The organism is Labrenzia sp. ATLA3 (assembly GCF_057180185.1).
Window position 1 is genome coordinate 111,144 of the sequence record NZ_JBXUKV010000009.1, and the last position, 26,306, is coordinate 137,449.

Annotated in this window: 18 protein-coding genes; 8 read left to right on the forward strand and 10 right to left on the reverse strand. The window is 58.2% G+C overall.

Annotated elements, in window-relative coordinates; all coding sequences use genetic code 11:
• The first annotated feature begins 224 nt into the window (after window positions 1–224).
• The 3 genes from AC2A6O_RS24455 (at window position 225) to AC2A6O_RS24465 (ending at window position 2,859) form a co-directional block, all read left to right on the forward strand.
• The gene (locus AC2A6O_RS24455; RefSeq protein WP_209001298.1) at window positions 225–935 is read left to right on the forward strand and encodes a response regulator; all 711 of its coding nucleotides are present in this window, start codon (window positions 225–227) and stop codon (window positions 933–935) included.
• A gap of 206 nt (window positions 936–1,141) precedes the next feature.
• Window positions 1,142–1,528 (forward strand): NADH:ubiquinone oxidoreductase subunit NDUFA12, encoded by a 387-nt coding sequence (locus AC2A6O_RS24460; RefSeq protein ID WP_148586697.1) that lies wholly within the window; start codon window positions 1,142–1,144, stop codon window positions 1,526–1,528.
• Window positions 1,529–1,851: 323 nt separating this feature from the next.
• The gene (locus AC2A6O_RS24465) at window positions 1,852–2,859 is read left to right on the forward strand and encodes a hypothetical protein (RefSeq protein WP_498931012.1); all 1,008 of its coding nucleotides are present in this window, start codon (window positions 1,852–1,854) and stop codon (window positions 2,857–2,859) included.
• 178 nt (window positions 2,860–3,037) lie between these two features.
• Here AC2A6O_RS24465 and aat read toward each other — a convergent pair whose 3' ends face one another.
• The 5 genes from aat to AC2A6O_RS24490 all read right to left on the reverse strand — a co-directional run bounded on the left by aat (window position 3,038) and on the right by AC2A6O_RS24490 (window position 8,303).
• On the reverse strand, window positions 3,038–3,718 hold the full coding sequence (gene aat, locus AC2A6O_RS24470; protein ID WP_498931014.1) for a leucyl/phenylalanyl-tRNA--protein transferase: 681 nt from the start codon (window positions 3,716–3,718) through the stop codon (window positions 3,038–3,040).
• Between the two features lie 145 nt (window positions 3,719–3,863).
• Window positions 3,864–5,210, reverse strand: coding sequence for an acetyl-CoA carboxylase biotin carboxylase subunit (gene accC / locus AC2A6O_RS24475; RefSeq protein WP_148586700.1), 1,347 nt, complete (start codon window positions 5,208–5,210; stop codon window positions 3,864–3,866).
• 15 nt (window positions 5,211–5,225) lie between these two features.
• Entirely contained in the window at window positions 5,226–5,696 is a 471-nt protein-coding gene (accB, locus tag AC2A6O_RS24480; protein WP_148587340.1) for an acetyl-CoA carboxylase biotin carboxyl carrier protein, read from the reverse strand.
• A gap of 323 nt (window positions 5,697–6,019) precedes the next feature.
• On the reverse strand, window positions 6,020–6,823 hold the full coding sequence (locus tag AC2A6O_RS24485) for a DsbA family protein (protein WP_148586701.1): 804 nt from the start codon (window positions 6,821–6,823) through the stop codon (window positions 6,020–6,022).
• Window positions 6,824–6,884: 61 nt separating this feature from the next.
• Window positions 6,885–8,303 carry a M48 family metalloprotease gene (locus AC2A6O_RS24490; RefSeq protein ID WP_498931016.1) on the reverse strand — a complete coding sequence of 473 codons (1,419 nt, stop codon included), beginning with the start codon at window positions 8,301–8,303 and terminating at the stop codon, window positions 6,885–6,887.
• Between the two features lie 260 nt (window positions 8,304–8,563).
• On the opposite strand from AC2A6O_RS24490, the gene AC2A6O_RS24495 reads away from it, so the two are divergent.
• A complete protein-coding gene (locus AC2A6O_RS24495; RefSeq protein ID WP_498931018.1) occupies window positions 8,564–9,736 on the forward strand; it encodes a pyridoxal phosphate-dependent aminotransferase in 1,173 nt (390 codons plus the stop codon).
• Between the two features lie 74 nt (window positions 9,737–9,810).
• Here AC2A6O_RS24495 and AC2A6O_RS24500 read toward each other — a convergent pair whose 3' ends face one another.
• Window positions 9,811–12,597 (reverse strand): Rne/Rng family ribonuclease, encoded by a 2,787-nt coding sequence (locus AC2A6O_RS24500; protein WP_498931020.1) that lies wholly within the window; start codon window positions 12,595–12,597, stop codon window positions 9,811–9,813.
• Window positions 12,598–13,285: 688 nt separating this feature from the next.
• Here AC2A6O_RS24500 and AC2A6O_RS24505 point away from each other — a divergent pair.
• The 3 genes from AC2A6O_RS24505 (at window position 13,286) to prfB (ending at window position 18,512) form a co-directional block, all read left to right on the forward strand.
• Complete coding sequence (locus tag AC2A6O_RS24505) at window positions 13,286–14,563, forward strand: N-acetylmuramoyl-L-alanine amidase (protein WP_286192754.1); 1,278 nt, start codon at window positions 13,286–13,288, stop codon at window positions 14,561–14,563.
• 179 nt (window positions 14,564–14,742) lie between these two features.
• The gene (locus tag AC2A6O_RS24510) at window positions 14,743–17,223 is read left to right on the forward strand and encodes a penicillin-binding protein 1A (RefSeq protein WP_148586705.1); all 2,481 of its coding nucleotides are present in this window, start codon (window positions 14,743–14,745) and stop codon (window positions 17,221–17,223) included.
• A gap of 157 nt (window positions 17,224–17,380) precedes the next feature.
• A protein-coding gene (prfB, locus tag AC2A6O_RS24515; protein ID WP_498931023.1) for a peptide chain release factor 2 occupies window positions 17,381–18,512 on the forward strand; the annotation gives its coding sequence in 2 pieces (ribosomal slippage) (window positions 17,381–17,449 and window positions 17,451–18,512; 1,131 coding nt in all).
• Between the two features lie 67 nt (window positions 18,513–18,579).
• On the opposite strand, the gene AC2A6O_RS24520 is transcribed toward prfB, so the two are convergent.
• The 3 genes from AC2A6O_RS24520 to bcp form a co-directional block, all read right to left on the reverse strand.
• Window positions 18,580–19,932, reverse strand: coding sequence for a M23 family metallopeptidase (locus AC2A6O_RS24520; protein ID WP_148586707.1), 1,353 nt, complete (start codon window positions 19,930–19,932; stop codon window positions 18,580–18,582).
• 90 nt (window positions 19,933–20,022) lie between these two features.
• Entirely contained in the window at window positions 20,023–20,844 is an 822-nt protein-coding gene (locus AC2A6O_RS24525) for a ferritin-like domain-containing protein (RefSeq protein ID WP_498931025.1), read from the reverse strand.
• Between the two features lie 46 nt (window positions 20,845–20,890).
• Window positions 20,891–21,358, reverse strand: coding sequence for a thioredoxin-dependent thiol peroxidase (gene bcp / locus AC2A6O_RS24530; RefSeq protein ID WP_498931027.1), 468 nt, complete (start codon window positions 21,356–21,358; stop codon window positions 20,891–20,893).
• A 200-nt stretch (window positions 21,359–21,558) separates the two neighbouring features.
• Here bcp and AC2A6O_RS24535 point away from each other — a divergent pair, with 200 nt between their 5' ends.
• Window positions 21,559–24,849, forward strand: a complete 3,291-nt coding sequence (locus AC2A6O_RS24535) for an AsmA-like C-terminal domain-containing protein (protein WP_498931029.1) — start codon at window positions 21,559–21,561, stop codon at window positions 24,847–24,849.
• 136 nt (window positions 24,850–24,985) lie between these two features.
• Here AC2A6O_RS24535 and tyrS read toward each other — a convergent pair whose 3' ends face one another.
• Window positions 24,986–26,239: a tyrosine--tRNA ligase gene (tyrS, locus tag AC2A6O_RS24540; RefSeq protein WP_498931031.1), complete on the reverse strand. Its 1,254-nt coding sequence runs from the start codon at window positions 26,237–26,239 to the stop codon at window positions 24,986–24,988.
• Window positions 26,240–26,306 lie beyond the last annotated feature (67 nt).

Below are 26,306 nucleotides of genomic sequence, written 5' to 3' on the forward strand. Positions count from 1 at the left end.
GGTGTGTGGATAATGGGGACCGGAGCGGGGACCCCGTTTTGCCAAGGAAATTAGCGCTTGCTTTCCCGGCGAAGGAGTGCAGGCGCCACAAGGCGCAAGTCCCTGTGGATGATAATAGACTGCATTTGATGACAATTTGACGAAAATGGCGACGACGGATTTCAACCGGGTTTAAGCCGGGGCTGGTTTCATGCGGACGGGATAGGGAAAAAGGTCTGCATTTGATGAAACATCACGCCGCATTCGGACTAGCGATGGAAGACATTGATGCTGTCGTCGTGGAAGACAGCAAACCGATGCAGACGATTCTCCGTTCGATACTGCTCAGTTTCAAGGTCGCGCGTGTGCGGGTATTCGATTCGGTCGACGAGGCGCTTGAGGCCAGTCTGGCTGAACCGCCCAATGTGATTCTCACTGACTGGCGCATGGCGCCGACGTCCGGTTACCAGTTTCTGCGCCTTGTGCGGCACCGTCATATGGAGCCGCTTTGCTATGTGCCGATTCTTTTCATCACCGCGCATGGTACCCGCCCACTGGTGGATAAGGCCTTGAGGGCAGGGGCCCATCATGTTCTGGTCAAGCCGGTTTCTCCGTCGACGCTTTTCAAGCGGCTGAAGTGGATATTGGCGGACGACCGTCCGATGATTCTGGAGAACTCCGGCTTCTACAACATCTATGGCATCCAGAAGGCCATGGATGAACAGGCGGAAAAGATGCAATCGCTTGCCGGTGCGCGGCTGCACCACCGCGTTGCCACGCAAAAGCGTGCCGCGGTAGAAGGTGCCGTGGAAGCTGCGTTCGAGAGCAAACAGGAAGATCCGCCAAAGGTCTTCGCCGGCGTAAAGAAAGAAGGGACACCCCAACAGCATTCGGCAGCGGCGAAACATATCCGCAATGCCGGCTTTGCCCCCTTCAAGGGTCTGAAACTTCACTGAGGCCATACTTGATACGCATGGCTTGCAAACGGATGCACGCGTTGTGACAGCGGCGATCAGACCGGGCGCGCAATTTCCCGTTCTTTTCTGGATGCAAAGTCTGGACAGACGCAGCCGATAGCGCCATAGTCCGGCAAAATCCGTCCCGCCCTATTGGCGTGGCAAAGGATGTTTCCGACTTGCAATCAAGGGACCTTCAAAGGGCCATGAAAACTCTGCTGCTAGAACTGTTTACCTGGTGGAACAGCCAGACGATGGGCACCCGCTTCTTCACGTGGCGCAAGGGTGAGTTTGTCGGTGAGGATGAGTTCGGCAACAAATACTACAAGGAACGCGCAGGCAAAAGGCGTTGGGTGATCTACAACGGTCTCGCCGAAGCCTCCGCCATTCCTCCGGGCTGGCATGGCTGGATGCATCACCGCGTCGACACGCCGCCGTCCGATGAAACCTACCACGCCAAGCATTGGCAGCAGGCCCATCGGTCCAATCCGACGGGCACGCCTGCAGCCTACCGGCCGCATGGCTCTATCCTGACTCCGGAAAAACGTCCGGAAGTGACCGGCGATTACGAAGCCTGGACGCCGGGCGGCTGATCACCGTGCACTGTGAACATCAAGACTGAAATGCCCTGCATTTGCAGGGCTTTTTTTGTTTCAGCCCGAACAGGCGCCCGCAAACCGTTCGGTACAGCAGACGTGGGGCAGGGGGAATGTTGTCTGGTGAGCTGCCGTCAGATTATCTGTAATTGATCGTTGAATCCCTTAAATGGGTATACATAAAATTATTATGCAATTGAAAGTATATTTTGAAATATATTTCTGCTCCTATGTAATTTATTTGTGACTTAAAACACATAACGTAAGGTAATATGCGATGTAAAGAAGGGGATACTTATTGTCGATCGAGGAGCAGTCGGATGGAACGGGAATGGATGAAGCTTCAGGAGCTGAGCAACCGTCTCAACAACGTCTGCAAACCGGCCTGGGAAAATATTCTGATCAAGACAGGCAGCAGTTATGTGAATGCTGATGAGGCTGTCCGAAAGCTATTGCCGAAAGGGCACGATACAGAACCAGGCTGGGCCTGGACGGCGTTGAAGGGCACCATGAAAGGTCCCCTGGCTGCCTTGATCACCAATCCGGTGGCTGCGGGAATTGCGACCTTCTACATAATCGATGCTGTGAAGGGCGAAAAGGAACCTCTTCCTTCGCCGCCGCAGTTTGATACCAATCCCCAGAAGTATCTTCAGTACATCAAGTTTCACTATAATCTGGTCTATATCAATTCCACCCAGAAAATACTGAAAATGCAGGAAGCTGCGCGTACCGGCGGTTCGGTTGATATCGAACGACTCCGGCGCTCGCTGGAGCGGTCTCCCTTTGCTCATGTGCCTCGCGGCTACAAGTGGTTCAAGCACGACAAACTGGAAGAAAATATCGAAGCCGGTCTGTTGGCAATATGGCTCAATAGTCTCACCAGCGGTCAAAAGCTGGAACGGGTTTCGCGCGCGATGGGGGAAGACGACCGACGCAACGCTAGCGGTGCAACTGGAAAGTCTGACGGGAAATACCGTCATCACCTGTGGCAGAGATTGAAAGACCTGGGAGCTTTCGATCGGGCATATTCGGGGGGAGTGAAAAAGAGTGACAATGCGAAATCAACCGATGGCTTCATGACCAGCGGGACACCCTCTTATGAGTACGAATTCTGGCTCAAGATAGCCCGGGATTTCTGGGCGAAAAATCAGTCACCGTCGGACTTGTTTTATATCGCTTTGGAAGAACCAGCCGCCGAACTTGGGTTCCGGAACGCGATGAGGGCTTTTCAAACGCAGGATTTCACGCACAGAATGAGTGCTTTCCTGTCGCCATCATGGTCTACAATTCGCGATCTGGTCGGAACTGGCGCGGGGGCAAAGAATTGAGTGGGCCACCCCGGTCGTTTACTGCCTGAAAAGGGTGTTCTTGCGCATTGAACGCCGGAGATCGTTCGGCGCAGGACGTCTGAAAGCCGGCTGCCGCCGGAGGTCTCCAAGTCTGTTGTTTGGCTGGTCCGGTCCTACTCTGCCGGTGGCCTCGTAAAGTTTAGAAGCGGGGGCCGGTCTATTGCTCGTTCCAGCTATCAAGCACCGCCAACACCTCCTGGCCGTTGGCTTGCGGTGACAGGGCATAGAAGTCGGTTTCCAGTTTCAGCGCTTCACTGAGCCGTTCGTTATAGGCGGCCTGAGGAACTTCCTCAGTGCCGAACTTGCTGAGATGGTCGGTGACGAATTGTGTGTCGAGTAGCGAATAACCTCCGGCAATCAACCGGGCAACCAGATGCGCAAGGCATACCTTGGAGGCGTCGGTGCGGAAGGTGAACATGCTTTCGCCGAAAAAAGCTCCGTTCAGGCTGACGCCATAGAGCCCGCCGACCAGTTCGCCGTCTTGCCAGGCCTCCATGGTGTGGCAATAGCCCATGTCGAACAGCTCACCGTAGAGGCGTCTGATTTCCCGGTTGATCCAGGTTTTCTGCCGCCCTGGCATCGGGTGGGCGCAGCCGTCGATGACGCCCTGGAAATCCGTACTGACCCGAACCTCGAACACGTCGTTTCGAATCGTGCGACGCAGGCGGCGAGGCAGGTGGAAATTGTTGAGGGGGAGAATGCCGCGGCGTTCCGGCTCCAGCCAGAAGAGGCCAGGGTCTTCGGCAGATTCCGCCATCGGAAACAGGCCGCAGGCATAGGCTTTCAAAAGCACCTGCGGAGTGATTTCCAGAACGATGTCGTCTTTGTAACCAGCCATGAGGCCTCACTCACCAAGTGGGAAACGACGGACCGGCAGATGCGCGATAGGAACATCTGAAATCTGGTCGCAACCGGTCTTCTGGAGCATCTTCTGCGCGCTCATTCAAACACGCAATGCTCCAGACACCCGTTCCCGTATCCGGTCAGCTGGACTTTTTCGCCAGATATTGTTCCAGCCAGTGAATGTCGTACTGACCGTTCGCTATGTCCTGATTTTCCACCAGATCGCGGAAAAGCGGAATAGTCGACTTGATTTCGTCAACCACAAATTCATCCAGGCACCGGCGCAGACGCATCATGCATTCTACACGGTTGCGTCCGTGCACGATCAGCTTGCCGATCAGACTGTCGTAGTACGGCGGGATCTTGTAGCCCTGATAGACGCCGCTGTCGACGCGTACACCCAGACCACCTGGCGGGTGATAATAGGTGATGGTGCCCGGAGACGGCGTGAAGTTGACCGGATCTTCGGCATTGATGCGGCATTCGATGGCATGGCCCTCGAACTTGATGTCATCCTGGGTCATGTCCAGCGTACCGCCGGCGGCAATGCGGATCTGCTCGTTGACGAGGTCGATACCGGTGATCATTTCCGTAACGGGGTGTTCCACCTGCAGACGGGTGTTCATTTCGATGAAATAGAACTCACCGTTTTCATAGAGGAATTCTACCGTGCCGACGCCGCGATACTTCAGCTTGCGCATGGCTACGGCAACGATTTCGCCGATTTCCTTGCGCTGGTCCGCATTGAGGCTCGGGGAGGGTGCTTCCTCAAGCACTTTCTGGTGGCGGCGCTGCAGCGAGCAATCGCGTTCACCAAGGTGAACCGCGTTACCTTTGCCATCACCCAGAACCTGGATCTCGATATGTCGGGGCTTGCCGAGATATTTTTCCATGTAGAGCGCGTCGTCGCCGAAGGCTGCCTTGGCTTCCGAGCGCGCGGTAGACAGAGCCGTGTCGAGTTCGGCCTCGGAGCGGGCAACCTTCATGCCGCGACCGCCGCCACCGGCTGCGGCCTTGACCAGTACCGGGTAGCCGATTTCACGAGCGATTGCGTGAGCGTCATCTCCTGCCGTCACCGCGCCGTCGGAACCTGGAACAACGGGAATGCCGAGGTCCTTGGCCGTCTGCTTGGCCTGGATCTTGTCGCCCATAATGCGGATGTGTTCGGCCGTCGGGCCGATGAACTCGACCCCGTGGGCTTCGAGAATTTCCGCAAATCGTGCGTTTTCCGACAGAAAGCCGTAGCCCGGGTGGACGGCATCAGCACCCGTGATTTCACATGCCGCAAGAAGCTGCGGGATGTTCAGGTAGCTGTCGCGCGCTGCAGGTGGGCCAATGCAGACGCTTTCGTCTGCAAGGCGAACATGCATGGCATCCGCATCAGCCGTGGAGTGAACCGCAACAGTGGAGATGCCAAGCTCTTTACAGGCGCGCAGGATGCGCAGGGCAATCTCGCCACGGTTGGCAATGAGAATCTTGGAGAACATGGCCACGACGGCTCCTTATTCGACGATAATGAGCGGTTCGCCGAATTCCACCGGCTGCGCATCGTCCACCAGGATCTGTTTGACGGTGCCCGCCTTGGTGGCAGGAATGTGGTTCATGGTTTTCATGGCTTCGATGATCAGGATCGTCTGACCTTCGGTGACCTTGTCGCCAACCTGAATGAAGTTCGGTGCGCCTGGTTCGGCTGCCAGATAGGCTGTACCGACCATGGGGGAGTTGACGGTTGTGCCGGCGTGAGCCGGTTCGGCTGCCGGTGCGGGCGCGGCCTGGGACGGTGCTGCTGCCGGCGCCGTAGGGGCGGCCATGGGCGCTGCAACGTTCACCGGTGCGCTGATCGAGATCTGACGGGCAACGCGGATACGCGTATCGCCCTGTTCCAGTTCGATTTCCGAGAGATTTGTCTCGTCCAGGAGAACAGCGAGGTCCCGGATCAGGGCCGTGTCAAATTTCTTGTTATCATTACGCATCATGTTTGGCTCTCATACTCGGTCCGCAAGACACGCGACTGGCCGCTTTGCCGGGCGACTGCTCCATACTGGGATGGGGTCAGACCCGGAATTTCCTGCCCTGCGACTCGATCAGGGTCCGTCAGGCCGGGGCCGCAACCACGCTCTTGCTCCGCCGTTTGTTCGGGCGGACAAAGATCTTTGGCTCGTCTCTTCGAGGAGACGAGCCACGCTTCTTATAGGGATTCAATTGAAACAGGAAAACCCCCGATTTCTCACTGACATGAGGAATGGGGGTTTCCAACAGGCAAGTGTGAGCCGAAACGCTGTTTCGGCTCACCGGGTCAGCAGGTTGTCTGGCCGCAGTTCTGCAGTGCGTCGAGCTTCTGGCTCAGTTCCTGGTAGCCGACTGCGCCCATAACCACGTCGTTGCCCACGACATAGGAGGGGGTGCCCGTCAAGCCGAGGCGGTTGGCGAGGGAATAGACCTCTTCGATTGTCTGGCTGGCTTCGTCGGTCTTCATGGATTCCAGAATATCATCTTCGGAAATGCCGACGGAGTTCGCTGCTTCGAGGGCGCTGGCACGATTGGCCTGTCCGCGGCTCAGCAGAAGCTTTTCGTGAAATTCGCTATATTTCTCCGGTGCGATGGAGTTGACTGCAACAGCAACCTGAGCCGCTTCAACGGAGCCCTGGCCAAGAACCGGGAATTCCTTCAGAACCACCTTCAGGTCCGGATGCTCTTCGATCAGCTTGACCATGTCGCCGTGTGCGCGCTTGCAGTAGCCGCAGTTGTAGTCGAAGAACTCAACCAGCGTCACGGTGCCTTCCGGATTGCCAAGCACGACCTGGCGGGACGAATTGAAAAGAACATCTGCGCTGTCGGTCAGGGTCTGCACGCGTGCAGCTTCAGCAGCTTCCTTTTCCCGGCGATCAAGTTCGGTCAGGGCTTCGGCAATCACTTCAGGATGCTCCAGCAGGTATTCCCGCACGATTTTTTCGATCTCGCTGCGGTCCACCTCCTGTGCGGCAACAGGGCCGGCCAGCAGGGCGAGCACAAGCGCACAAGCCGACAGGATGCGCAGCAGCGCCGGCGGGCAAAGCGACCCGGTCTTCAGGAACAGGGGCTTCGGGGAAATCTGGGTCATTCAAGGCTCCTCAGGCAACCGTCTCTTGCGTTCGGACGGCATCCCATACGTGTCACAGGTGTCAGCGGCCGTTCTTCGGCAGATTAGGTGGGTTGTACGCTACAATGTCGTCGGCTTGAAGCCATGCTGGCGTTCCCCTCTTCAAACTTTTTTGAGCGCGGGCCGCGTAGCGTTTCGCCGCCTGGAAATCTCCGCTCACCATCAGGCCCTTCGCGGTCGCCAGATCAGCCTCCGCACGCTCACCCTGGCGGCCATGGGCAATGGCCAACTGGCTGTAGGCAACGCCTGAGTTCTTGTCCCGCTGGATTGCCTGTTTCAAGATTCGTTCGGCTTCCGGCAGTTTTGATTTGTCGTTGGAGGCAACCAGCGCATATCCGAGCCATGTCAGGAACTGCGGTTCTGTCGGTTTGAACGACAATGCCTTGCGGAAGGGGGCGATGGCGGCTTTCGGATCGCCACCCTCAAGCAGGGCCTGTCCCTTGAGCTCATAGTAATAGGGGTTGTTCGGCTGGGTGCGGATCAGGGCATCTATTTCCTTGACCGCGCCTTTGCCCTTGCTCTTCATTGCGGCGATGGCACGGGCGTACTGAGCCGGCGGGCTCTTGTCGCTGCGCGGATAGGCGCGCAGCGTCGCGGACGGGTGGCTGGTGAAGGCAAACAGCTTGGCGCGGACCATATCGTGCCGGTATTGCAGCACATAGTCTTCCGGTTGATTGAAATATTTCGATTTCTGCGCGTCGGTCACCAGGCTGTTGTAACGGTCCTGGGCCATCGGGTGGCTCTGCGCATAGGGATCGGCGTATTTGCGCGTGAACATCTGCTGTTCCGACATGCGTTCGAAGGTTTTCAGCAGTCCGCGCGGGCTTTGTTTGGTGGCGCTCAGAAATTTTAGAGCAGCCCGGTCTGCCGCGGCTTCTTCACCGCGCTGATACGACAGGAATGACCGCTGGCCGACGGATCCCGACCCCATGATCACCGCACCACCGCCGGTCGCAACCTGGCCAGACCCGGAGGCCGCCCCCGCTGCGGCGGCACCCGCACCGAGGATCATGCCGATGACGGAGATGATCTGGGCGTTGGCGGCAGCGGCCCGCAGACGGACAAGGTGGCGTCCCGCAATATGCCCTGATTCATGGGCAATGACGCCGATCACTTCGCCCGGTGTTTCCGATTCCATTATGACGCCGATGTTGATGAACATGCGGCGGCTGTCGGGAACAAAAGCGTTGAAGCTCTTGTCGTTGACCAGAATGATCTCCGGTTCTGAATGCGAAATACCGGCAGCCTTGAAAATGGGGGTCGCATAGTCCTTCAGAAGATGTTCCGTTTCCGCATCCCGCACCAGCGGCAGGCTGCGCCCCTGAGCCGTTGCGGGCAAAGATAAAACGGGCAAGGCGAGGGCGGTAGCGCAGGCAAGAGCGACCGCCTTGCGCGCCATGTTGCGCGGAAAACCGATGTTCAAAATGTCGGAACCAGGCACAGGTGCAAAACTCCAATCCGGACCGGAATGCTTTCCAGGCTCATCTTCAAAGACAGATCTCATCCTGGGACATGAATGTGTGGCGAAGGTATGGAGGTGTGCGTTGCGGGTCAAGGAAACCGGCATGACAAAAAAGTAAGGTTCTCAAGCTTGCATGGCAGAGGAACGTTCCAAAATCTGCAGATGCCGCGTTGCGTTGCATCGAATGGAAAAATCCGCGATAGGGTGAAGCCAGTTTCTCAGCCGGATTTTCAGGACACATGCAAAAGTCTCTTCTTCAGCCGTCTCGCCGCAGTGATGTTGCGCCCTTCATCGCCATGGATGTTCTAGCCGAAGCGGCACGCCTGGAAGCAGAGGGGCGCAGGATTGTCCATATGGAAGTCGGGCAACCGTCGGCTCCGGCTCCAAAAGCCGCATTGGAAATGGCAAGGAAGACGCTCGACCACGGTCGTCTCGGCTACACTGAGGCGCTCGGTATCCGCCCCTTGCGAGAGGCATTGGCTGCTCATTATCGCCGGACCTATGGTGTCGAGGTTCCCGTAGAGCGGATCATGGCGACCACGGGCTCTTCGGCAGGATTCAATCTCGCGTTTCTGGCCGCGTTTGATCCAGGTGACCGCATTGTCCTGACAGCGCCCGGATACCCGGCCTATCGCAACATCCTGAAAGCGCTCGGCCTTGTCCCGGTCGAGATCGAGGTAGGCGCGGAAACCCGCTGGAGCCTGACACCGGCCCATCTGGAAGAGGCGCGGAAAGAAGGGCCCGTGAAAGGTGTTCTGGTTGCCAGCCCGGCCAATCCAACCGGCACCATGATGACGCCGGAGGCCCTGGAGGATCTGATCCGCTATTGCGACGATGCGGGGATCTGGTTCATCTCGGACGAGATCTATCACGGCCTTGCCTATGACGGCGATGAGAGGACCGCTCTGGAAACGTCGCAGAACGTCATCATCGTCAACAGCTTCTCGAAATACTATTGCATGACCGGTTGGCGCATTGGCTGGCTGGTGTTGCCGGAGCAACTGGTGCGCCCGACGGAACGGATAGCCCAGAGCCTTTATATTTCCCCACCGGAGCTGTCTCAGATCGCAGCGGAAGCAGCCCTTGGTGCGGTGCAGGAACTGGAAGCGGTCAAGGCGGGGTACGCGGCCAATCGCGCGTTGTTGCTGGACGGGCTGCCGAAGATCGGTCTCGACCGGCTGTTGCCGGTGGACGGAGCCTTTTACATTTACGCGGACATAAGCCGCTTCAGCACAGACAGTCTCGACTTCGCAAAGCGGATGCTGCACGAGGCAGGGGTTGCGGCAACGCCGGGAGTTGATTTCGACCCGGTGCACGGCCACGAATTCTTGCGCTTCTCCTTTGCCGGTGCCCATGAAGACATGAAGGACGCATTGGAAAGGCTTTCCGGCTTTCTCGGCTCGGGGCGTTAGCCGGTCTCAAGCAGGCAATAAAAAAGGCGGCACATTGGCCGCCTTTTTCTATTTCAAAGCTTGTCGAATGCTCTTCAGAAGAACGAACGGCCGCGCTGCCACCAGCCGCCGCGCTTCGGCTTGTCGTCCTTGGTGTCGTCGCCAGTTGTTTCGCTGGTGACAACCGGCTCGGCCGGTGCCTTGGGGGCTGGGGCTTCTTCTTCGGCGTCGGCTTCGCTGGCAACCGGTTGTTCGGACGTTGGCGTGTCGACCACAATGGTTTCGGCTTCAGCCGTCACCGGGCTTTCTTCTGCTGCCTCGGCCTGAGCCGGAGCGGCAACATTGTCCTGCTGAGCAGCTTCGTCCGCCGGGGTTTCACCGCTCGCGTCCGAGGCTGTCTCACCGTCAGCAGCTTTCACGTCGTCAGCCTGGGCATCATCCTGCGACGTTGCTTCAGCGACCACTGTATCGTTGCCGTTTTCGGCGGCAGCGGTGGCATCTGAACCGGGCTGATCGTCCTGGGTCTCACCGGAGGCAGCTGCGTCGCGGTTGTCACCGTCGCCTTCGCCGTCATTTTCGGCGCCACCTTCAGCCTGAAGCTCGTCACCGTTGCGGCGTCCGCGGCGTCCGCCACGGCGACCGCGACGGCGCTTGCGGCGCGGTTCGTCATCGCCGTCTTCTTCACCTGAACGGGCTTCCTGCGGCTGTTCGTCATCGCCATCGGCATCGTCCGTCTCGGCGTTCACCTGCCGCGTTTCGCCATCATCCTGCTGGTTGTCGGAACCGCCTCTCCGGCGCTTGCGACGGCGGCGTTTGCGACGGCCATCATTGTCGTCGTCCTGCTGCGCGAATTCCTCGATCTCCGGCTGTTCTGTTTCTTCGTCGATGATCTCGATCGTGTCCGGCTGGACAATCGCCGGCGCAGGCATCGGCACACGGTCGCGATCAACCGGTGCACCGCGCTCCAGAACATAAAGCTGGCCGTTGACCATGTCGTCCGCATGGACTTCCACATCAATGGCGAAGCGGGTTTCCAGATCGACCAGGTTCGAACGCTTCTGGTTGAGGATGTAAAGTGCGACATGCGTGGTGGTGCGGATGATCAGATTGTGGGACGCGCCTTTCAGCAGGTTGTCTTCAACTGACCGCAGCACGTGCAGGGCGACAGATTCCACCGACCGGATCATGCCGGTGCCCTGGCAATGCGGGCAAGGGGTGGTCGAGCTTTCCAGAACACCGGTGCGGATGCGCTGACGCGACATTTCCAGAAGACCGAAGTGCGATATGCGGCCAACCTGGATGCGGGCGCGGTCGTTCTTCAGGCAATCCTTCAGCTTGCGCTCGACGGACCGGTTGTTCTTCGATTCTTCCATATCGATGAAGTCGATGACAATCAGGCCGGCAAGATCGCGCAGGCGCAGCTGACGTGTCACTTCTTCCGCAGCTTCCAGGTTGGTCTGGAGTGCGGTGTCCTCGATATTGTGTTCGCGGGTCGATTTGCCGGAGTTCACGTCAACCGACACCAGAGCTTCCGTCTGGTTGATGACGATATAGCCGCCGGATTTCAACGTGACCTGCGGAGAGAACATCGCATCGAGCTGCGGTTCCACACCGTTTCGGATGAACAGCGGGGAGGGGTCGCGATAGGGCTGGACGTTCTTTGCATGGCTCGGCATGAGCATGCGCATGAAGTCCTTTGCCTCGCGGTAGCCTTCTTCGCCCGCAACAAGGATCTCGTTGATGTCCTTGTTGTAAAGGTCACGTATCGACCGTTTCACCAGACTGCCTTCCTCGTAAACGAGGCTTGGAGCACTGGATTTCAAGGTCAGTTCGCGGACATTTTCCCAAAGCCGCATCAGGTATTCGAAGTCGCGCTTGATCTCCGCTTTGGTCCGGCTCGCACCGGCCGTGCGCAGGATAACGCCCATGCCTTCCGGCACATCCAGTTCGGAGGCGATCTTCTTCAGACGCTTGCGGTCGGTCGGCTGGGTGATCTTGCGCGAGATGCCGCCGCCACGGGCGGTGTTCGGCATCAAGACGGAATAGCGGCCTGCCAGCGACAGATATGTGGTCAGCGCGGCACCCTTGTTGCCGCGTTCTTCCTTGACCACCTGCACCAGAATGATCTGGCGGCGCTTGATGACTTCCTGGATCTTGTATTGCTTGCGCAGCGGGACAATGCGCTCGGGAACTTCTTCCATCGCATCTTCCGCACCAACGGATTCGACGGCGTCGACATCGTTGTCGGCATCATCGTCATCATCGTTCTGGTGCCGGCGGCGACGGCCGCGACCACGGCCACGCGAGCGAACCGGAGCTTCTTCTTCTTCCTCATCTTCGTCTGTTTCTTCCGCGGAAGATGAAGCTTCGTCGTCGTCTTCGTCAGAGGAGGTCTCGTCTGCGCTGCGGGCAGACACAGCTTCGCCATCCGCTTCGTCGGCTTTTACAGCTTCCTCGTCACCTTCGGCAGCTTCGTCGGAAGCATCCGCTTCAACCTTGTCACTGGCGACAGAGTCGGTGGCTTCGTTGCGTGCTGCGCGGGAGCGGCGGCGGCGCTTTGGCTTTTCCTCGCCATCCGAATCATCGCGCTGCCTGTCGGCTGCTTCCGCTGCCAGCAAAGCTTCGCGGTCAGCTACCGGGATCTGGTAATAGTCCGGGTGGATTTCACTGAAAGCAAGGAACCCGTGGCGATTGCCGCCATATTCGACGAATGCCGCCTGCAGGGAAGGTTCAACCCGCGTCACCTTTGCAAGATAGATATTCCCGCGAAGCTGCTTGCGATTAGCTGCTTCAAAGTCGAATTCTTCAACCCGATTGCCACGCACGACGACGACCCGGGTCTCTTCCGGGTGGCCCGCGTCGATCAGCATTTTGTTTGCCATTATTAAACTTCTCCACGGCAGCGCTCATGGGCGCATGTGCGAAACGCGCATCGCCCAGTAGGAGGATATCTGCCGTATTTGTTTTGCTAAGATGAGAGAGAGCATCTGCGCCCGGCGCGGTCGTATGATCAACGCAGGCAGCCGCTGAAGCGGTACCTTGCTGTATGTCGATCACCATGTGCATCGCGCGGGTCCTTCAGGCAACGCAGGCCCTCTAGTTAAGTCATTATACCTTGCGCCGGAATGCAGCCTGGCATCGCCAATGGACCTGCATCCGGTTCCGGAATGGGTTCGCTCCCAACGGCCGCCGAAAAACCTCGCCGGGGAATTTGCCGTTTTGTAAGGGCATCACGTCGCGAGGCGGGCGGTCTCAAAGAGGTGCCGATACCAGGTCCACTTTCTTCCAGGGCTTGTCTTGAAGCGGCAGAACGGCCTCTGTTCTGTCGTTAGAAGGCCTGGGAATGCGATAGCGTTGTGGATAGATACCCATGTCCGCTACCCGGGACGGTATCGGTTTCAAACCGAAATCCGTAAGGTACTTTTACGGTCCGACGCTGCGCATTGCAAGCAATGTGAATTGGATATGGCATTTTCCTTGCGTAGCGTATGGCGTATGACAGGGCCGGTGGGGGCTCAATATGCGAAGTTTTCGAACAACGTGACCGAAATAATTGAGTTCAAGGACGGAATGAAACCGCAAGTAAACCATGCCCTGAGCGCAGTTTTGACACTGGTGATGTCTGTTGCCGTGGTTTTGGGCCTCAGTGCCGGCACGCTCGCCGCGCTGACGATGACCGCATCTGCCGAGCCGGAGAAAGCCCAGGTGACCGGAGCGCGCGTGGCGGGTGATGAAACGCGCACGCGATTCGTTCTGGACATGAATCGGCAAGTCTCACCGGTCATTTCCGGCCTGGCCAATCCGGACAGGCTGATTATCGATCTTCCGGAAGTGGAATTTTCGATACCGGCCGATTCCGGCGAAAGCGGAAGAGGGCTCGTCGCCGACTGGCGCTTCGGCCTGTTCGCGGTCGGCAGATCCCGTGTGGTGATGGATCTGACGGGGCCGGTCAAGGTCGACAAGACGTTCTTCCTGCCCGCCGTCGATGATCAGCCGGCCCGGCTTGTGGTCGATCTGGTGACTGCGAGTGCTGAGGATTTCAGGACCTTCGTCGAAACTTCCAGGCCGAAACGTGTCGCTACCAAGGACAATTCCAAACCCAAGAGTGATCGGCTGACCGCGCCAAAGAACAAGGACAAGCCGTTGATCGTTCTCGATCCGGGCCATGGCGGGATCGACACCGGGGCGGTAGGCGTTCATGGAACCCTCGAGAAAGCGATCGTCCTCGATTTTTCGAAGCTTCTGAAGGAAAAACTGGACGAAAGCGGTCTCTATAATGTGAAGCTGACCCGGGATGACGACACATTCATCCCCCTGGGGCGCCGGGTTGAGATCGGTCATGAACTCGAAGCCGACCTGTTCATTTCCATTCACGCCGATTCTGTTCGACGCGGCCAGAAATTCGCACGCGGCGCAACTGTCTACACGATTTCCGACAGGGCATCCGACCAACTGGCCGAAGATCTGGCTCAGTCGGAAAACATGTCGGATGTGATTGCCGGTGTGGATCTTGCGGAGGAGCCGACCGAGGTTACCGATATTCTGATCGATCTGGCGCGGCGCGAAACGCGGTCGTTTTCGGTCTACTTCGCCAGATCGCTGGTTGAGGAGCTGAAAAGCGCGGTTCGGCTGATCAATAATCCGCATCGTTCTGCTGGTTTCCGAGTGCTGAAAGCCCATGATGTGCCGTCGGTTCTGATCGAACTCGGCTACCTGTCCAACGAGTATGACGAAAAGCTTCTCATTTCAGACGAGTGGCGTGACCGCATGGCCAACGCCGTAACAGAGGCCGTTGATGGATTCTTCCGGCCCCGGCTGGCCCGGCAGCAAGCTTTGCCGTCCCAGTAAAAATCATTGTATTGCTTTAAAATTGGCAGGTTTGCACTGGCGATTGCCTCAGCATCGCCATATTGGTGCACGAGGAAGACGAACAAGTTTGTGCGACTGTCTGCATCGGTGATGCTGAGCAAAAGTTTCCGTGTTAAAAAGCTGGAAGCGCTAGGAACGGGGAAAGACGAGCCCGCGGTATGAGATTTTTGGTGAAGTTTTTTGGCTACCTGTTCGGAATCGGCGCGATCTTTGCGTTGCTGATTGCCGCTGGAGTCTGGATGTATTTGCAGGACCTGACCAAGGATCTGCCGGATTATACCGCCCTGAAGAACTACGAGCCGCCGGTCATGACCCGCGTGCACGCGGCCGATGGTAGTCTGATGGCCGAATATGCGACCCAGAGGCGCATGTTCCTGCCGATCCAGGCGATTCCGGATCGGGTCAAGGAAGCCTTCATCGCGGCCGAAGACAAGAATTTCTACACCCACATCGGTGTCGACCCGGAAGGCATTGCCCGTGCAGCGGTGCGCTTCATCCAGAATTACGGCTCGGGCCGCCGTCCGGAAGGGGCTTCGACCATCACGCAACAGGTGGCAAAGAACTTTCTGTTGTCGGATCTCGTGAGCGAGGAGCGCGAACGCCGCTCTGCCGCCTATGAGCGCAAGGTCAAGGAAGCCATTCTGGCGCTGCGTATCGAGCAGGCCTACTCCAAGGACGAAATTCTCGAGCTTTATCTGAACGAGATCTATTTTGGTTTTGGTGCCTATGGTGTTGCTGCCGCGTCGCTGATCTATTTCGACAAGTCCGTTCACGAGCTCTCGCTGGAAGAAATCGCCTATCTGGCAGCGCTGCCGAAGGGGCCAAGCAACTATCATCCCTACAGGAAGACAGAAGCTGCAATCGCGCGGCGCAACTACGTGCTCGACCGAATGATCGCTGATGGGTACGTGAGTGCCCAGGAAGGCGAGGAAGCCAAACAGAAGCCGATTGTCGTCAAACCGCGTGAAACCGGTTCCCGACTGGTCTCCGCCGAGTATTTTACCGAAGAAGTCCGCCGCGAAGTGGCTGACATTTTTGGCGACAAGCGCCTTTATGAAGGTGGGCTTTCGGTTCGCTCCACGCTTGATCCGGAAATGCAGAAACTCGCCCGCAAGGCGCTTATGAATGGTCTGATCGACTTCGATCACAAGCGCGGAGGCTGGAGAGGTCCGGTCGACAAAATCGAGATTGGCGCTGATTGGGGAATTGATCTGGCGAAGGTGGAAGCCTTGGGCGACCTTCCCGAATGGAAGCTCGCAGTGGTTCTGGAAGCTGGCGGCGACGAAGCCAAGATAGGCCTTCAGCCGGAACGTGAAGTCAGCGGCAAGCTCTCCGACGAACGCAAGACCGGCCCCTTGTTCCTGAGCACCATGAAATGGGCCCGCGTCAAGGGCAAGACGCCCAGTGCCGTCTCTGACGTCCTGACGCCTGGCGATGTTGTTTATGTGGAAGAGAGCCCGGTTGCACCGGGAACCTATGAACTGCGTCAGATTCCGAAGGTATCCGGCGCGCTGGTTGCGATGGACCCCTATACAGGCCGCGTGCTTGCCCTGGTGGGCGGATTCAGCTTCGCGCAGAGCGAGTTCAATCGCGCTACGCAGGCCTACCGGCAGCCGGGTTCGTCCTTCAAGCCGTTCCTTTATGCTGCCGCACTAGATAATGGCTACACACCGTCTTCGGTGATCATGGATGCGCCTCTGGAAATCAGCCAGGGACCGGGCCTCGGCACGTGGCGGCCGCAGAACTACGGCGGCAAATTCTACGGCCCGTCGACCTTGCGCACGGGGATCGAGCTGTCGCGAAACGTCATGACCGTCCGCCTCGCGCAGGACATGGGCATGCCGCTGGTTGCCGAATATGCGAAACGCTTCGGCATTTACGACAACATGCTTCCGGTCCTTTCCATGTCGCTTGGTGCGGGGGAAACCACCGTGCTGCGCCTGACGACCGCCTATGCAACGATCGCCAATGGCGGCAAGAAAGTGCGGCCGACCCTGATCGACCGTATTCAGGATCGGTATGGCCGCACCATCTACAAGCACGACAGCCGCATTTGCGACGGCTGCACGCAGGACGTCTGGGAGGGGCAGGACGAGCCGACCCTCATTGATGACCGCGAGCAGGTTCTCGATCCGATGACCGCCTATCAGATCACCTCCATGATGGAAGGTGTGGTTCAACGCGGCACGGCGACATCCGTGCGGGCGGTCGGGCGTCCGGTCGCCGGCAAGACCGGCACCACCAACGACGAAAAAGACGCCTGGTTCATGGGGTTCACCCCGGATCTGGCCGTTGGCGTCTTCGTTGGCTATGACACCCCGAAACCGATGGGCCGCGGTGCAACCGGCGGTCAGGTGGCAGCGCCTATCTTCATCGACTTCGTGAAGGCTGCGCTGGCCGACAAGCCACCGGTGGAATTCCGGGTGCCCAAGGGCCTCCAGCTGATTCCGATCAACCGCCGCACCGGTCTGAGAACCGCGGCAGGTGCGCCGGGATCTATTCTGGAAGCCTTCAAACCGGGCATGGCTCCGCCGGACAGCTACTCCGTCATCGGGTTCCAGGACACGATGGGGGTTCCGACGGCCGTTTCTCCGGAAGCGCAGCAGGCCGTTACGGTCGGCACGGGTGGACTTTACTGATCCAGCCGACCGAGAGGCAGCTTGACTGGCCGGGCCGTTGGCGATCCGTTTCGACGGTTTACAGCGCAGTCCGGCTTGGGTAATGTCCCGCTCCAATTCTCGGCCCGGTGCCTCTTTGTGGAGACCGGGCCGCTTCACATCAAAAGCGAGGTATCCGATGCGCGCCGAAATGGAAGCGATCGTTGATGAAATCAAGCAGGCCATAAGCCTGCTGAGGAGGCATCTTTGACTGGGACCAGGCCGTTGTCCGTCTGGAAGAGCTGAACGCCCTTTCTGAAGATCCGAACCTGTGGAATGAGCCCTCGAAGGCGCAGAAGATGATGCGCGAGCGTCAGCAGCTCGATGACAGCATCTCTGGCATCAAATCTCTGGAGCAGGACCTTTCCGACAACATCGAACTGATCGAACTTGGCGAGATGGAAGACGACAAGTCTGTCGTCGTCGATGCCGAGGAAGCTCTTCGCGGTCTGAAAGGCAAGGTCAACCAGCTTCAGCTCAATTCGCTGCTGTCCGGCGAAGCTGATGCAAACGACACCTACCTGGAAATCAACTCAGGTGCTGGTGGGACCGAGAGCCAGGACTGGGCTTCCATGCTGCTGCGCATGTATCGCCGGTGGGCGGAAAAGCGCGGCTTCAAGGTCGAGGTGCTGGAATATCATGACGGTGAAGAGGCGGGTATCAAATCCGCGACCTTGCTGATCAAGGGTGAGAACGCCTACGGCTGGATGAAGACGGAGTCGGGCGTGCACCGGCTCGTTCGGATTTCGCCCTACGACAGCAACGCGCGCCGTCATACCAGCTTCTCCAGCGCCTGGGTCTATCCGGTGATCGACGATTCCATCGAGATCGACATCAACGAGAGCGACTGCCGCATCGATACTTACCGAGCGTCCGGCGCGGGTGGTCAGCACGTGAACACTACCGATTCCGCCGTGCGTATCACACACCAGCCAACCGGCATCGTGGTGCAGTGCCAGTCCGAGCGCTCGCAGCACAAGAACCGGGCAACCGCCTGGTCGATGCTGAAGGCCCGTCTTTATGAAGCCGAGCTGAAAAAGCGTGAAGAAGAGGCGAGTGCAGAAGCTGCCTCAAAAACCGATATCGGCTGGGGGCATCAGATTCGCTCCTACGTCCTGCAGCCCTATCAGCTGGTCAAGGACCTGCGCACGGGCGTTGAAAGCACGTCTCCGGGGGATGTGCTCGATGGCGATCTGGACGAGTTCATGGAAGCTGCGCTGGCTCAGCGTGTCTTTGGTGGAGACCCGGTCGAAGTTGCGGACATCGATTAAGGACACATCGTCCAACGCACATGAAAACGGGGCCGTCTTGGCCCCGTTTTTTTTGTTGGAATGACTTTCAAAGTGCCAGCGCAGCAAAGCGATCGCCGGCGGCCAGAAAGGGAGCCGGATTGCTGGGCTTGTTGTTTCGACGAATCTCATAGTGAAGATGCGGGCCAGTGGACCGACCGGTGGAACCGACATTGCCGACAAGGTCGCCAGCCAGGACATGATCGCCTTTTGAAACTTTAATGCGGCTCATATGGGCGTAACGGGTGATGAAGCCATTTGCATGGCGGATTTCCACCATATTGCCGTAACCGCCATGACGTCCCGCGCTGATCACCGTGCCAGGTGCCGTTGCAACAACATTTGCGCCATAGGCGACCTTGAAATCGATACCGGTGTGCATCGCCAGCCGTCCCAGGAACGGGTCGACGCGCGGGCCATAGGTGCTGGATACCGAGCCGTTGCGGACCGGCCGTTGGATTGGGAGGCGCAGCGCTGTGAACTTCACACGCCTCAGAGTTTCAAGAGCGGTGTTGGCACGGTCCAGGCGGTCAGGGAAGTTCTCGTCATTGAGCGGCTGAAACGGACCACCGAGAGATGTCTTTTCGCGTAATGTCGCGTTAAGCCCGGGCGTAATGGACCGTGTGATACCCAGGATATCCTCTATACGGCCTTCCGTGGCGATGGTGATCGCGTCGACCGCGGCCGTGCTTTCCTCGCCCATCACGGAGATATGCGCTTTTACGGCATCAAGCGCAGCTTGCTTTTCAGAGTTTTTTTTTAAGTCAGCGTCTGATGCGGCGGCATCTTTCACCGGCTGCTGAAGAATGGTCAGCGGATCGAACGACCGTGTCGACCCATCACGCAAGCCTAGAGCCTTGACCGGTTCTTCAATCAGTTCGCTCTCGCCGCCGATTGCTGACTTGTCGTTGCCATCCAGGGAGGCGAGGTTACGCTCATCGATGGAGGGTTTTTCCGGCGGCATCGGCTTGCTATCGCTCAAGTAGATCCCAACGCTTTCTGCCCGTGCCACAAGGTCGGCAACGATGGCGTGGCGCTGATTGAGATCCTGTTGCCGGCGAAGCACGTCCATGACCTTGATCTCGACAGTTTCCCGGTCGACCATCTGGCGGCTCGTCAGATTGGCGATTTCGGTGCGCAGGCGGTCGATATGGTCCTGATACTCCAGCACCAGTTCCGTCCGTTCCGCGCTGGCCTCAGCCATCATGTCGCTGCGCAGGGCGTAGTAACCTATCGTGCCTGCGACTGCCAAGGTTGCCGTCACGCAACCGATTGCCCCGCAAATCAGGTGAACCGGCCTCACACTGTAGGTGGTTGTCTTTGCGCCCTTTTCCAGAGCCGGGTGATGTGGCTCTGTCCGGGGGGCTTGATAGGTCCGCGTCGTTTCTTGGCGCTGTTGCATTGTCACTCAGTCACTGTCTGCATTCTGCAAGAGATCTGAGCCTGATTAGAATTTGGTAAGGTTAATAATTCGTCTTCATGCGCGTGAAATTTATCCGGCAAGACGCGCAAGAGGCTTGTAAAAACCGGGGGTTAGTCCTGCTTCAGAACGCGCGCGGTCGTTGAAAGGCGGTTTCAGCGCTCCCCGGAAATGGCGGCGCACAAAGCCCTGGAAAGCCGGTTCGGGTCTGATTCCCTGCCGGTCACACAAGAATCGGAACCATTTTGCACCGAAGGCGACGTGGTTCTTCTCGTCGCGATAAATGATGTCGAGGCATTTTGCGGTGTCCTCGTCATCGATTTCGCGTGCCTTTTCGATCATCGGCGGCGTGATGTCGAGGCCTCTGGCCTCCAGGACCAGGGGAATGATGGCCAGACGCGCTGCAAGGTCGTGTCCGGTGTCCTGGGCTGCCTGCCATAGACCATCATGGGCGGGAAAATCTCCATAGGAGGCATCCAGCTTCGCAAGGCGCTCCTGCAGCATGGCAAAGTGTTTTGCTTCCTCCAGCCCGACCCGAACCCAGTCGTCATAGTAGGAGCGTGGTAGCCGGACGTGCGCAAACCGGCCAATCAGATCCCATGTCAGATCCACTGCGTTGAGTTCGATGTGCGCCAGCGAGTGAATCAGGGCAAGGCGGCCTGCCTTGCCCTTCAAATTGCGTTTGGGCATGTCGCGCGGTGCCAGCAGAACCGGCTTGTCGGGCCGCCCCGGCCGGTCCGGCATTTCTCCGTCCAGGGAAGGGGAGCCGAGCGCCAGGTCCCGTTGAAACCACGCCCTTGAAACAGCATAGGCAAGCCGAACCTTTTCGGCCGTGTCCGGTGCGCAGACAATCGCCTTTGCTCCGGCAACGAGGCTGTGGGGCATGGTTTCCATTCCGGGACGCTTCACTGGTTGGCAGGTCGTTGTCGAGGAGAAGACCTCACAGGGCTTGCGCAGCCTCAAGCACGGCGTCCGCGTGGCCGGGAACTTTTACCTTGCGCCAGATCTGCGCGATCTTGCCGTCCGGACCGACGAGAAACGTGGACCGTTCGACGCCCATGTATTTCTTGCCATACATGGATTTCTCGACCCAGACGCCATAAGCTTCAGCAGCTTCCTTTTCCGTATCCGCCCCAAGTCTGATCGCAAGATTATGTTTGGCGATAAACTTGTCGTGCTTTGCCGCGGTATCTGGCGACAGCCCGATAATGGTCACGCCGAGTTTGGCAAAAGCGTCGGTCTGCTCCGTGAAGGCGATAGCCTCCTTGGTGCAGCCCGGAGTGTCATCCTTGGGATAGAAATACACCACGACGGGTTTTCCTTTCAGGGCGCTCAGCGACACCTTGTTGCCGCCATCCCCTTCCAGTTCGAAATCCGGTGCGACATCCCCGACGGCCAATTCGCTCATCATGCCTTCCTTCTGTCAAAGTTTGTGCGTTAATGCCGGTTTCCGGCTGCTACTGCAATGGCTGTGGTCGCTTTTAGCAAAGCTTTCGCAGTATCATCAATCGCCAAGCGACTCGTCCGGAACAGCGACGGCATAACGCGTTGCCTTGCTCCAAACTCGAACCCAAGCGCCTGTCTTACGCATACAGGCGAAAGATTGGATTGACGTATTTGCCAAAATCCGGCGAACCTGAGAACACGCCCAAAAAGGGGCGGCAAAAACGCAAGCGTTTGCGCTACTTTGCCGCCGCGGTTCTGATAGGTCTCGTTGCCGGTCTCATCTTTCTTTTTGCCACTGGTCCGGTACGCATTCCGCTTCTCGGGAGCCTTCTTGCCTATCAGGGCACGCGCGGCCAGGTGCAGCTGTCCATCGGCAGTGCGAGCGTCGATTTTACCGCTCCAGAGGGCATCAATATCCTGGTATCCGATGCGAAGGTGGACATTGCCGGTGGATCGCCTGTCAGCATCAGTTTTCCTGAATTGACCGCACCGCTGAACCGGGATGCGCTGCTTTCCGGCGAGGTTCATTTCTCGTCGCTCAACCTCGTGAAACCTCATGTCCGGATCGTTCTGGCCGGTGGGCCGGCAAAGCTCCCCAAAATGGGGCCGCTCATGGAGGCGGTCGACAGGGTGAGCGATGTCGTGGACGACCAGTTCGCCCGCCGGGGGCTCAGCTTCGTGAAGATCCGGGATGCCACTTTCGAATTGGCCGGATCATTTCCCAGGCGCTACTCGGGCATCGATGCGGACATTCTTCGCGACGAGAACCGCTCGATACGCGCCTTCGCCCGTGTCGCCGGGAACATATCCACCTGGCGGCTGGAGCTTGCCCGCAATGCCCCCCCAGGTGCGGATGCCAAGAGCATCGGCGTTGTGGTCAACGGCATCACACTTGCCGAATTGCTCGGTCCAAGTGCCAGATCGGTGCAGGGCAAGGGACTGGGGCTTCCGGCTTCCGCGAAAATCGAAAGCCGGCTGACGGGAGACGGCAAATTCATTTCTGCCAATGCGGTTGCCCGCATTCGCAATGGCTGGTTTCAACTCGGCAAGACACTGGTGGCCTTTGACGATGCAGCACTGTCGCTGCTGTTCGAGGCAGGACAGGACACGATTGAGATTACCAAATCGCATGTCATTCGCGGTAACTCGCGCATCTTTTTTACAGGGTCTATCGGGCCTGTCGCAGGTGATTCACACGAGTGGCAGATCAATCTCGATTCGGAATATCCGCAGTTTGGATCTGCCGATGTTCCGGAAGAGCCGAATATGCTGGATGGCATCCAGGTCCGTGCACGGTTCGATCCGCTTGAGAAACTGCTGACGGTTGACCGTTTCACGGCTCGCGCCGGCAAGGCGGTAGTCCATGGGGTTGCTTCTCTGCAGATTACCCCTGAAGGGCCATATCTGGCGCTCGCCGCCGACGGCGAACTGATACCGCTTGCCGTGGCGAAGCAGCTTTGGCCGATCACGCTTGTGCCGCCGGCACGCCGCTGGATCATCGATCGCCTGAAGAACGGTCTGATCGAGACGGTTTCCTATACGGGGGCGCTGCGTCCGCCGGCATTCGATCCGCGTAACCCTGATCCGGGCTGGTCGGGCAACGATATGAGCCTCGACATGACGTTTTCCGACGGTGCGGTGACACCTGTGGGTGACGTTCCCGAGATCGCCGGTCTCGAAGGCACGCTCACAATCAAGGACGAGACGTTGACCGTTTCAGCTAAAAACGGAACGGCGACGTCTTCGAAAGGTGGCCCGGTTGTCGTGCCGGATGGTGTCTTCCAGATTCATCACCTGCCGTTGCGGGATGGCAAGATGGCAAACGTGAACGCGCGTATGGAGGGAGCAGCGGCTGATCTCGGGGCAATGGTCAACAGCGCGCCTTTCCGTGTGCTGGACCGGGCAGACCTCAAGAATGACGGCGTTGAAGGATCAGGTGAACTCGACATTACCGCGTCGTTTCCGTTGGGCAGGGAAATCGACCTTGCCGATATCGACTGGCAGGCGACAGGCCAGCTGAAGAATTTCTCGGACAGCAACCCGATAATGGGGCACACGGTCCGCAAGTCGGATGTTGCGCTGGATGCCAACAAGGATCAGGTCGCAATTACCGGAAAGGGCATCCTGGATGGACTTCAGGCCGATATCGACCTGGTCGTGCCCTTGGGCGAGTCCGGCGTTGCTGCGCGCCAGGATGTGGTGGTTTCACTCAACGCACAGCAACTGAAGGACAAGGGTGTTGATCTGACGACCTTTCTTCAGGGCAACATGAAGCTCAGCGTTGCCAAGGTCAGTGACGGACAGGAATTTGTCATCGATCTGAAGCAGACGGATGTCAGGCTTCAGGCACTTGGATGGCAGAAAGCCAAGGGCGTTCCTGCGAAGGCATCCTTCAAGCTGGTCGAGACAGACAAGCAGCGCCGGGTGAAGGATTTCAAACTTGTCTCGGAAGGGGTCGACGTTGCCGGTTCCATGCGATTGTCGCTGGCCGGTGATCTCGTCAGCGCGGCCTTCAGCACGTTCAAGCTGCGTCCGGGTGACAATGTCGAAGTCGACATCCAGAAGGCGTCCGACGGGCGCTACGATATCATATTTGCCGGATCTTCTTTCGACGGCCGTGGGCTCATCAAGAGCATGCGCAGCCCAGGCAGCAGCAAGGGCGCGGGCGATTTTTCAGGTGGCGCAAGAATTGCCGCCAATATCGACCGGGTCACCGGGTTCAACAATCAGGCCATCGAAAAGTTCGTGGGCAAGATCGATACCGGCGCCAAGGGACTGATTTCAGCGGACTTGAGAGGGCTGGTGAACGGTCGCGCGAATTTCGAATTCACCGTGACGGACCAGGGAGGCTCGCAAGCGGCCATCGGCCGGTTCGAGAATACCGGTGCGACGCTTCGCTTTCTCGATCTCTACAAGCGGATGCGCGGCGGAACTGGCGTCCTCAACGTTGCAATGGCCGACGAGAACAGTTGGGTCGGCGACTTCAACGTTCGCTCGCTAAGGATCACGGAAGATCCGGCCATCCAACGTATCCGGGAACAGAACCGTGCCAAAAAAATTCCCGACGGGCGGCCGGTCAACAGCAGTGAAGCGGCGGATACCGCGAGTTTCGAAACACTCGATATCAACTTCTCGCGGGACGGCGATTTGCTGACCATCAGCCGCGGTGCTCTTGAAGGCAATGCTCTTGGAGGAACTGTCAGCGGTTCGGTGGATCTGTCGCGGCAAACGCTCAACCTGACAGGTACTTTCGTGCCGATCTACGCACTCAACAACTTTTTCGCCAAGATACCGTTGCTGGGTTTTGCACTCGGCGGCGGTTCAGGCGAAGGCCTGATCGGCGTGACCTATCGTCTGTCGGGGCCCGTTTCCGATCCGGTGCTTTCCGTCAATCCGATTTCGGCGATTGCCCCTGGTATCTTCCGCAAGATGTTCGAGTTTCAGCCAAACTGAGCAAAAGCTCTTCCGTGCCGGTCTGGTGCTCTGATTTGCGGTCTCCGTCTGGCTGCGTTCGAGATGACTGGTCAGGAGGGCGGAACAAAAAAGCCGGGCATGGGCCCGGCTTTTGTCCGTCGAGAGCTTGGGTCGCTTAGACCGGCTTGAGAAGCACGTGCTTTTTCTTGCCGAGAGACAGTTTGACGATGCCGTCACCGGTAACGTCTGCAAGCGTGATCTGGCGCTTGTCGTCCTGTTCGCCCTTGTCGTTGATCTTCACGGCACCACCCTTGATGTTGCGGCGAACGTCTCCGTTGGAGGCGCAAAGCCCGGCGGTTACGAATGCGGACAAGACCCCGAGGCCCGCTTCCAGATCCGCTTTTGCGATTTCCACCGTCGGCAGGCCCTCGGCCGTCTGGCCTTCTTCAAAGGCCCTGCGTGCGGTCTCTGCAGCCGCTTCGGCGTTTTCCCGACCGTGGATCAATGCGGTTGCTTCCGTGGCCAGGATCTTCTTGGCCTCGTTGATTTCGGAGCCTTCAAGCGCGGCCAGGCGGGCGATTTCGTCCATCGGCAGAACCGTGAACAGCTTCAGGAAACGCTCAACGTCCGCGTCTTCCGTATTGCGCCAGAATTGCCAGTAGTCATAGGCGGAAAGCTGCTCTTCGTTGAGCCACACCGCACCGGCGGCGGTCTTGCCCATTTTCGCGCCCGACGACGTGGTCAAGAGCGGAGAGGTGAGGGCGAACGCTTCGACATCGCCCAGTCGGCGGACGAGATCCGTGCCGGACAGGATGTTGCCCCACTGGTCGGAGCCGCCCATCTGAAGGCGGCAGCCCGTACGCCGGTAAAGCTCCAGGTAGTCATAGCCCTGAAGGAGCATGTAATTGAATTCGAGGAAGGACAGATGCTGCTCGCGTTCCAGGCGCAGGCGCACGCTGTCTCGCTGGATCATCTGGTTGACCGAGAAATGCCGTCCGATATCGCGCAGAAATTCGACGTAGTTCAGTTTCAGCAGCCAGTCGGCATTGTCTACCATAATTGCATCCGTCGGGCCCTCGCCGAAGGTGAGGAGCTTTTCGAAAACCTTGCGAATGCCGGCCTTGTTTTCCTCAATCACCTCTTCGGTGAGGATCTTGCGGGATTCGTCCTTGCCTGAGGGATCTCCGACGCGCGTTGTGCCGCCACCCATCAGCGCGATGGGACGGTGGCCGGTTTTCTGGAACCAGTGCAGCATCATGATCGGAACAAGAGAGCCGGCATGAAGGCTCGGAGCGGTGCAGTCGAAGCCGATATAGGCTGTTACGGTTTCCTTCGCGCAAAGAGCGTCTAGACCGTTGGGGTCGGAGATCTGATGAATGAAACCGCGTTCTGAAAGAACGTTTAGAAAGTCCGATTTGAACTCGCTCATGTTCGCCTGTCCGTCCGTCTTGTGTGCCTGCCGGCATTCCTGCGGTCGTGCTCTAGCGCGTGCCGCA

What these genes read in the sequence shown, in the direction of transcription:
- AC2A6O_RS24505 (WP_286192754.1), top strand. Translation starts at nt 13,286, where the DNA reads ATGAAACCGCAAGTAAACCATGCCCTGAGCGCAGTTTTGACACTGGTG.
- AC2A6O_RS24460 (WP_148586697.1), top strand. Translation starts at nt 1,142, where the DNA reads ATGAAAACTCTGCTGCTAGAACTGTTTACCTGGTGGAACAGCCAGACG.
- accB (WP_148587340.1), bottom strand. Translation starts at nt 5,696, where the DNA reads ATGCGTAATGATAACAAGAAATTTGACACGGCCCTGATCCGGGACCTC.
- tyrS (WP_498931031.1), bottom strand. Translation starts at nt 26,239, where the DNA reads ATGAGCGAGTTCAAATCGGACTTTCTAAACGTTCTTTCAGAACGCGGT.
- AC2A6O_RS24455 (WP_209001298.1), top strand. Translation starts at nt 225, where the DNA reads ATGAAACATCACGCCGCATTCGGACTAGCGATGGAAGACATTGATGCT.
- AC2A6O_RS24500 (WP_498931020.1), bottom strand. Translation starts at nt 12,597, where the DNA reads ATGGCAAACAAAATGCTGATCGACGCGGGCCACCCGGAAGAGACCCGG.
- AC2A6O_RS24485 (WP_148586701.1), bottom strand. Translation starts at nt 6,823, where the DNA reads ATGACCCAGATTTCCCCGAAGCCCCTGTTCCTGAAGACCGGGTCGCTT.
- AC2A6O_RS24525 (WP_498931025.1), bottom strand. Translation starts at nt 20,844, where the DNA reads ATGGAAACCATGCCCCACAGCCTCGTTGCCGGAGCAAAGGCGATTGTC.
- AC2A6O_RS24520 (WP_148586707.1), bottom strand. Translation starts at nt 19,932, where the DNA reads ATGCAACAGCGCCAAGAAACGACGCGGACCTATCAAGCCCCCCGGACA.
- bcp (WP_498931027.1), bottom strand. Translation starts at nt 21,358, where the DNA reads ATGAGCGAATTGGCCGTCGGGGATGTCGCACCGGATTTCGAACTGGAA.
- AC2A6O_RS24495 (WP_498931018.1), top strand. Translation starts at nt 8,564, where the DNA reads ATGCAAAAGTCTCTTCTTCAGCCGTCTCGCCGCAGTGATGTTGCGCCC.
- accC (WP_148586700.1), bottom strand. Translation starts at nt 5,210, where the DNA reads ATGTTCTCCAAGATTCTCATTGCCAACCGTGGCGAGATTGCCCTGCGC.
- aat (WP_498931014.1), bottom strand. Translation starts at nt 3,718, where the DNA reads ATGGCTGGTTACAAAGACGACATCGTTCTGGAAATCACTCCGCAGGTG.
- AC2A6O_RS24510 (WP_148586705.1), top strand. Translation starts at nt 14,743, where the DNA reads ATGAGATTTTTGGTGAAGTTTTTTGGCTACCTGTTCGGAATCGGCGCG.
- AC2A6O_RS24465 (WP_498931012.1), top strand. Translation starts at nt 1,852, where the DNA reads ATGGAACGGGAATGGATGAAGCTTCAGGAGCTGAGCAACCGTCTCAAC.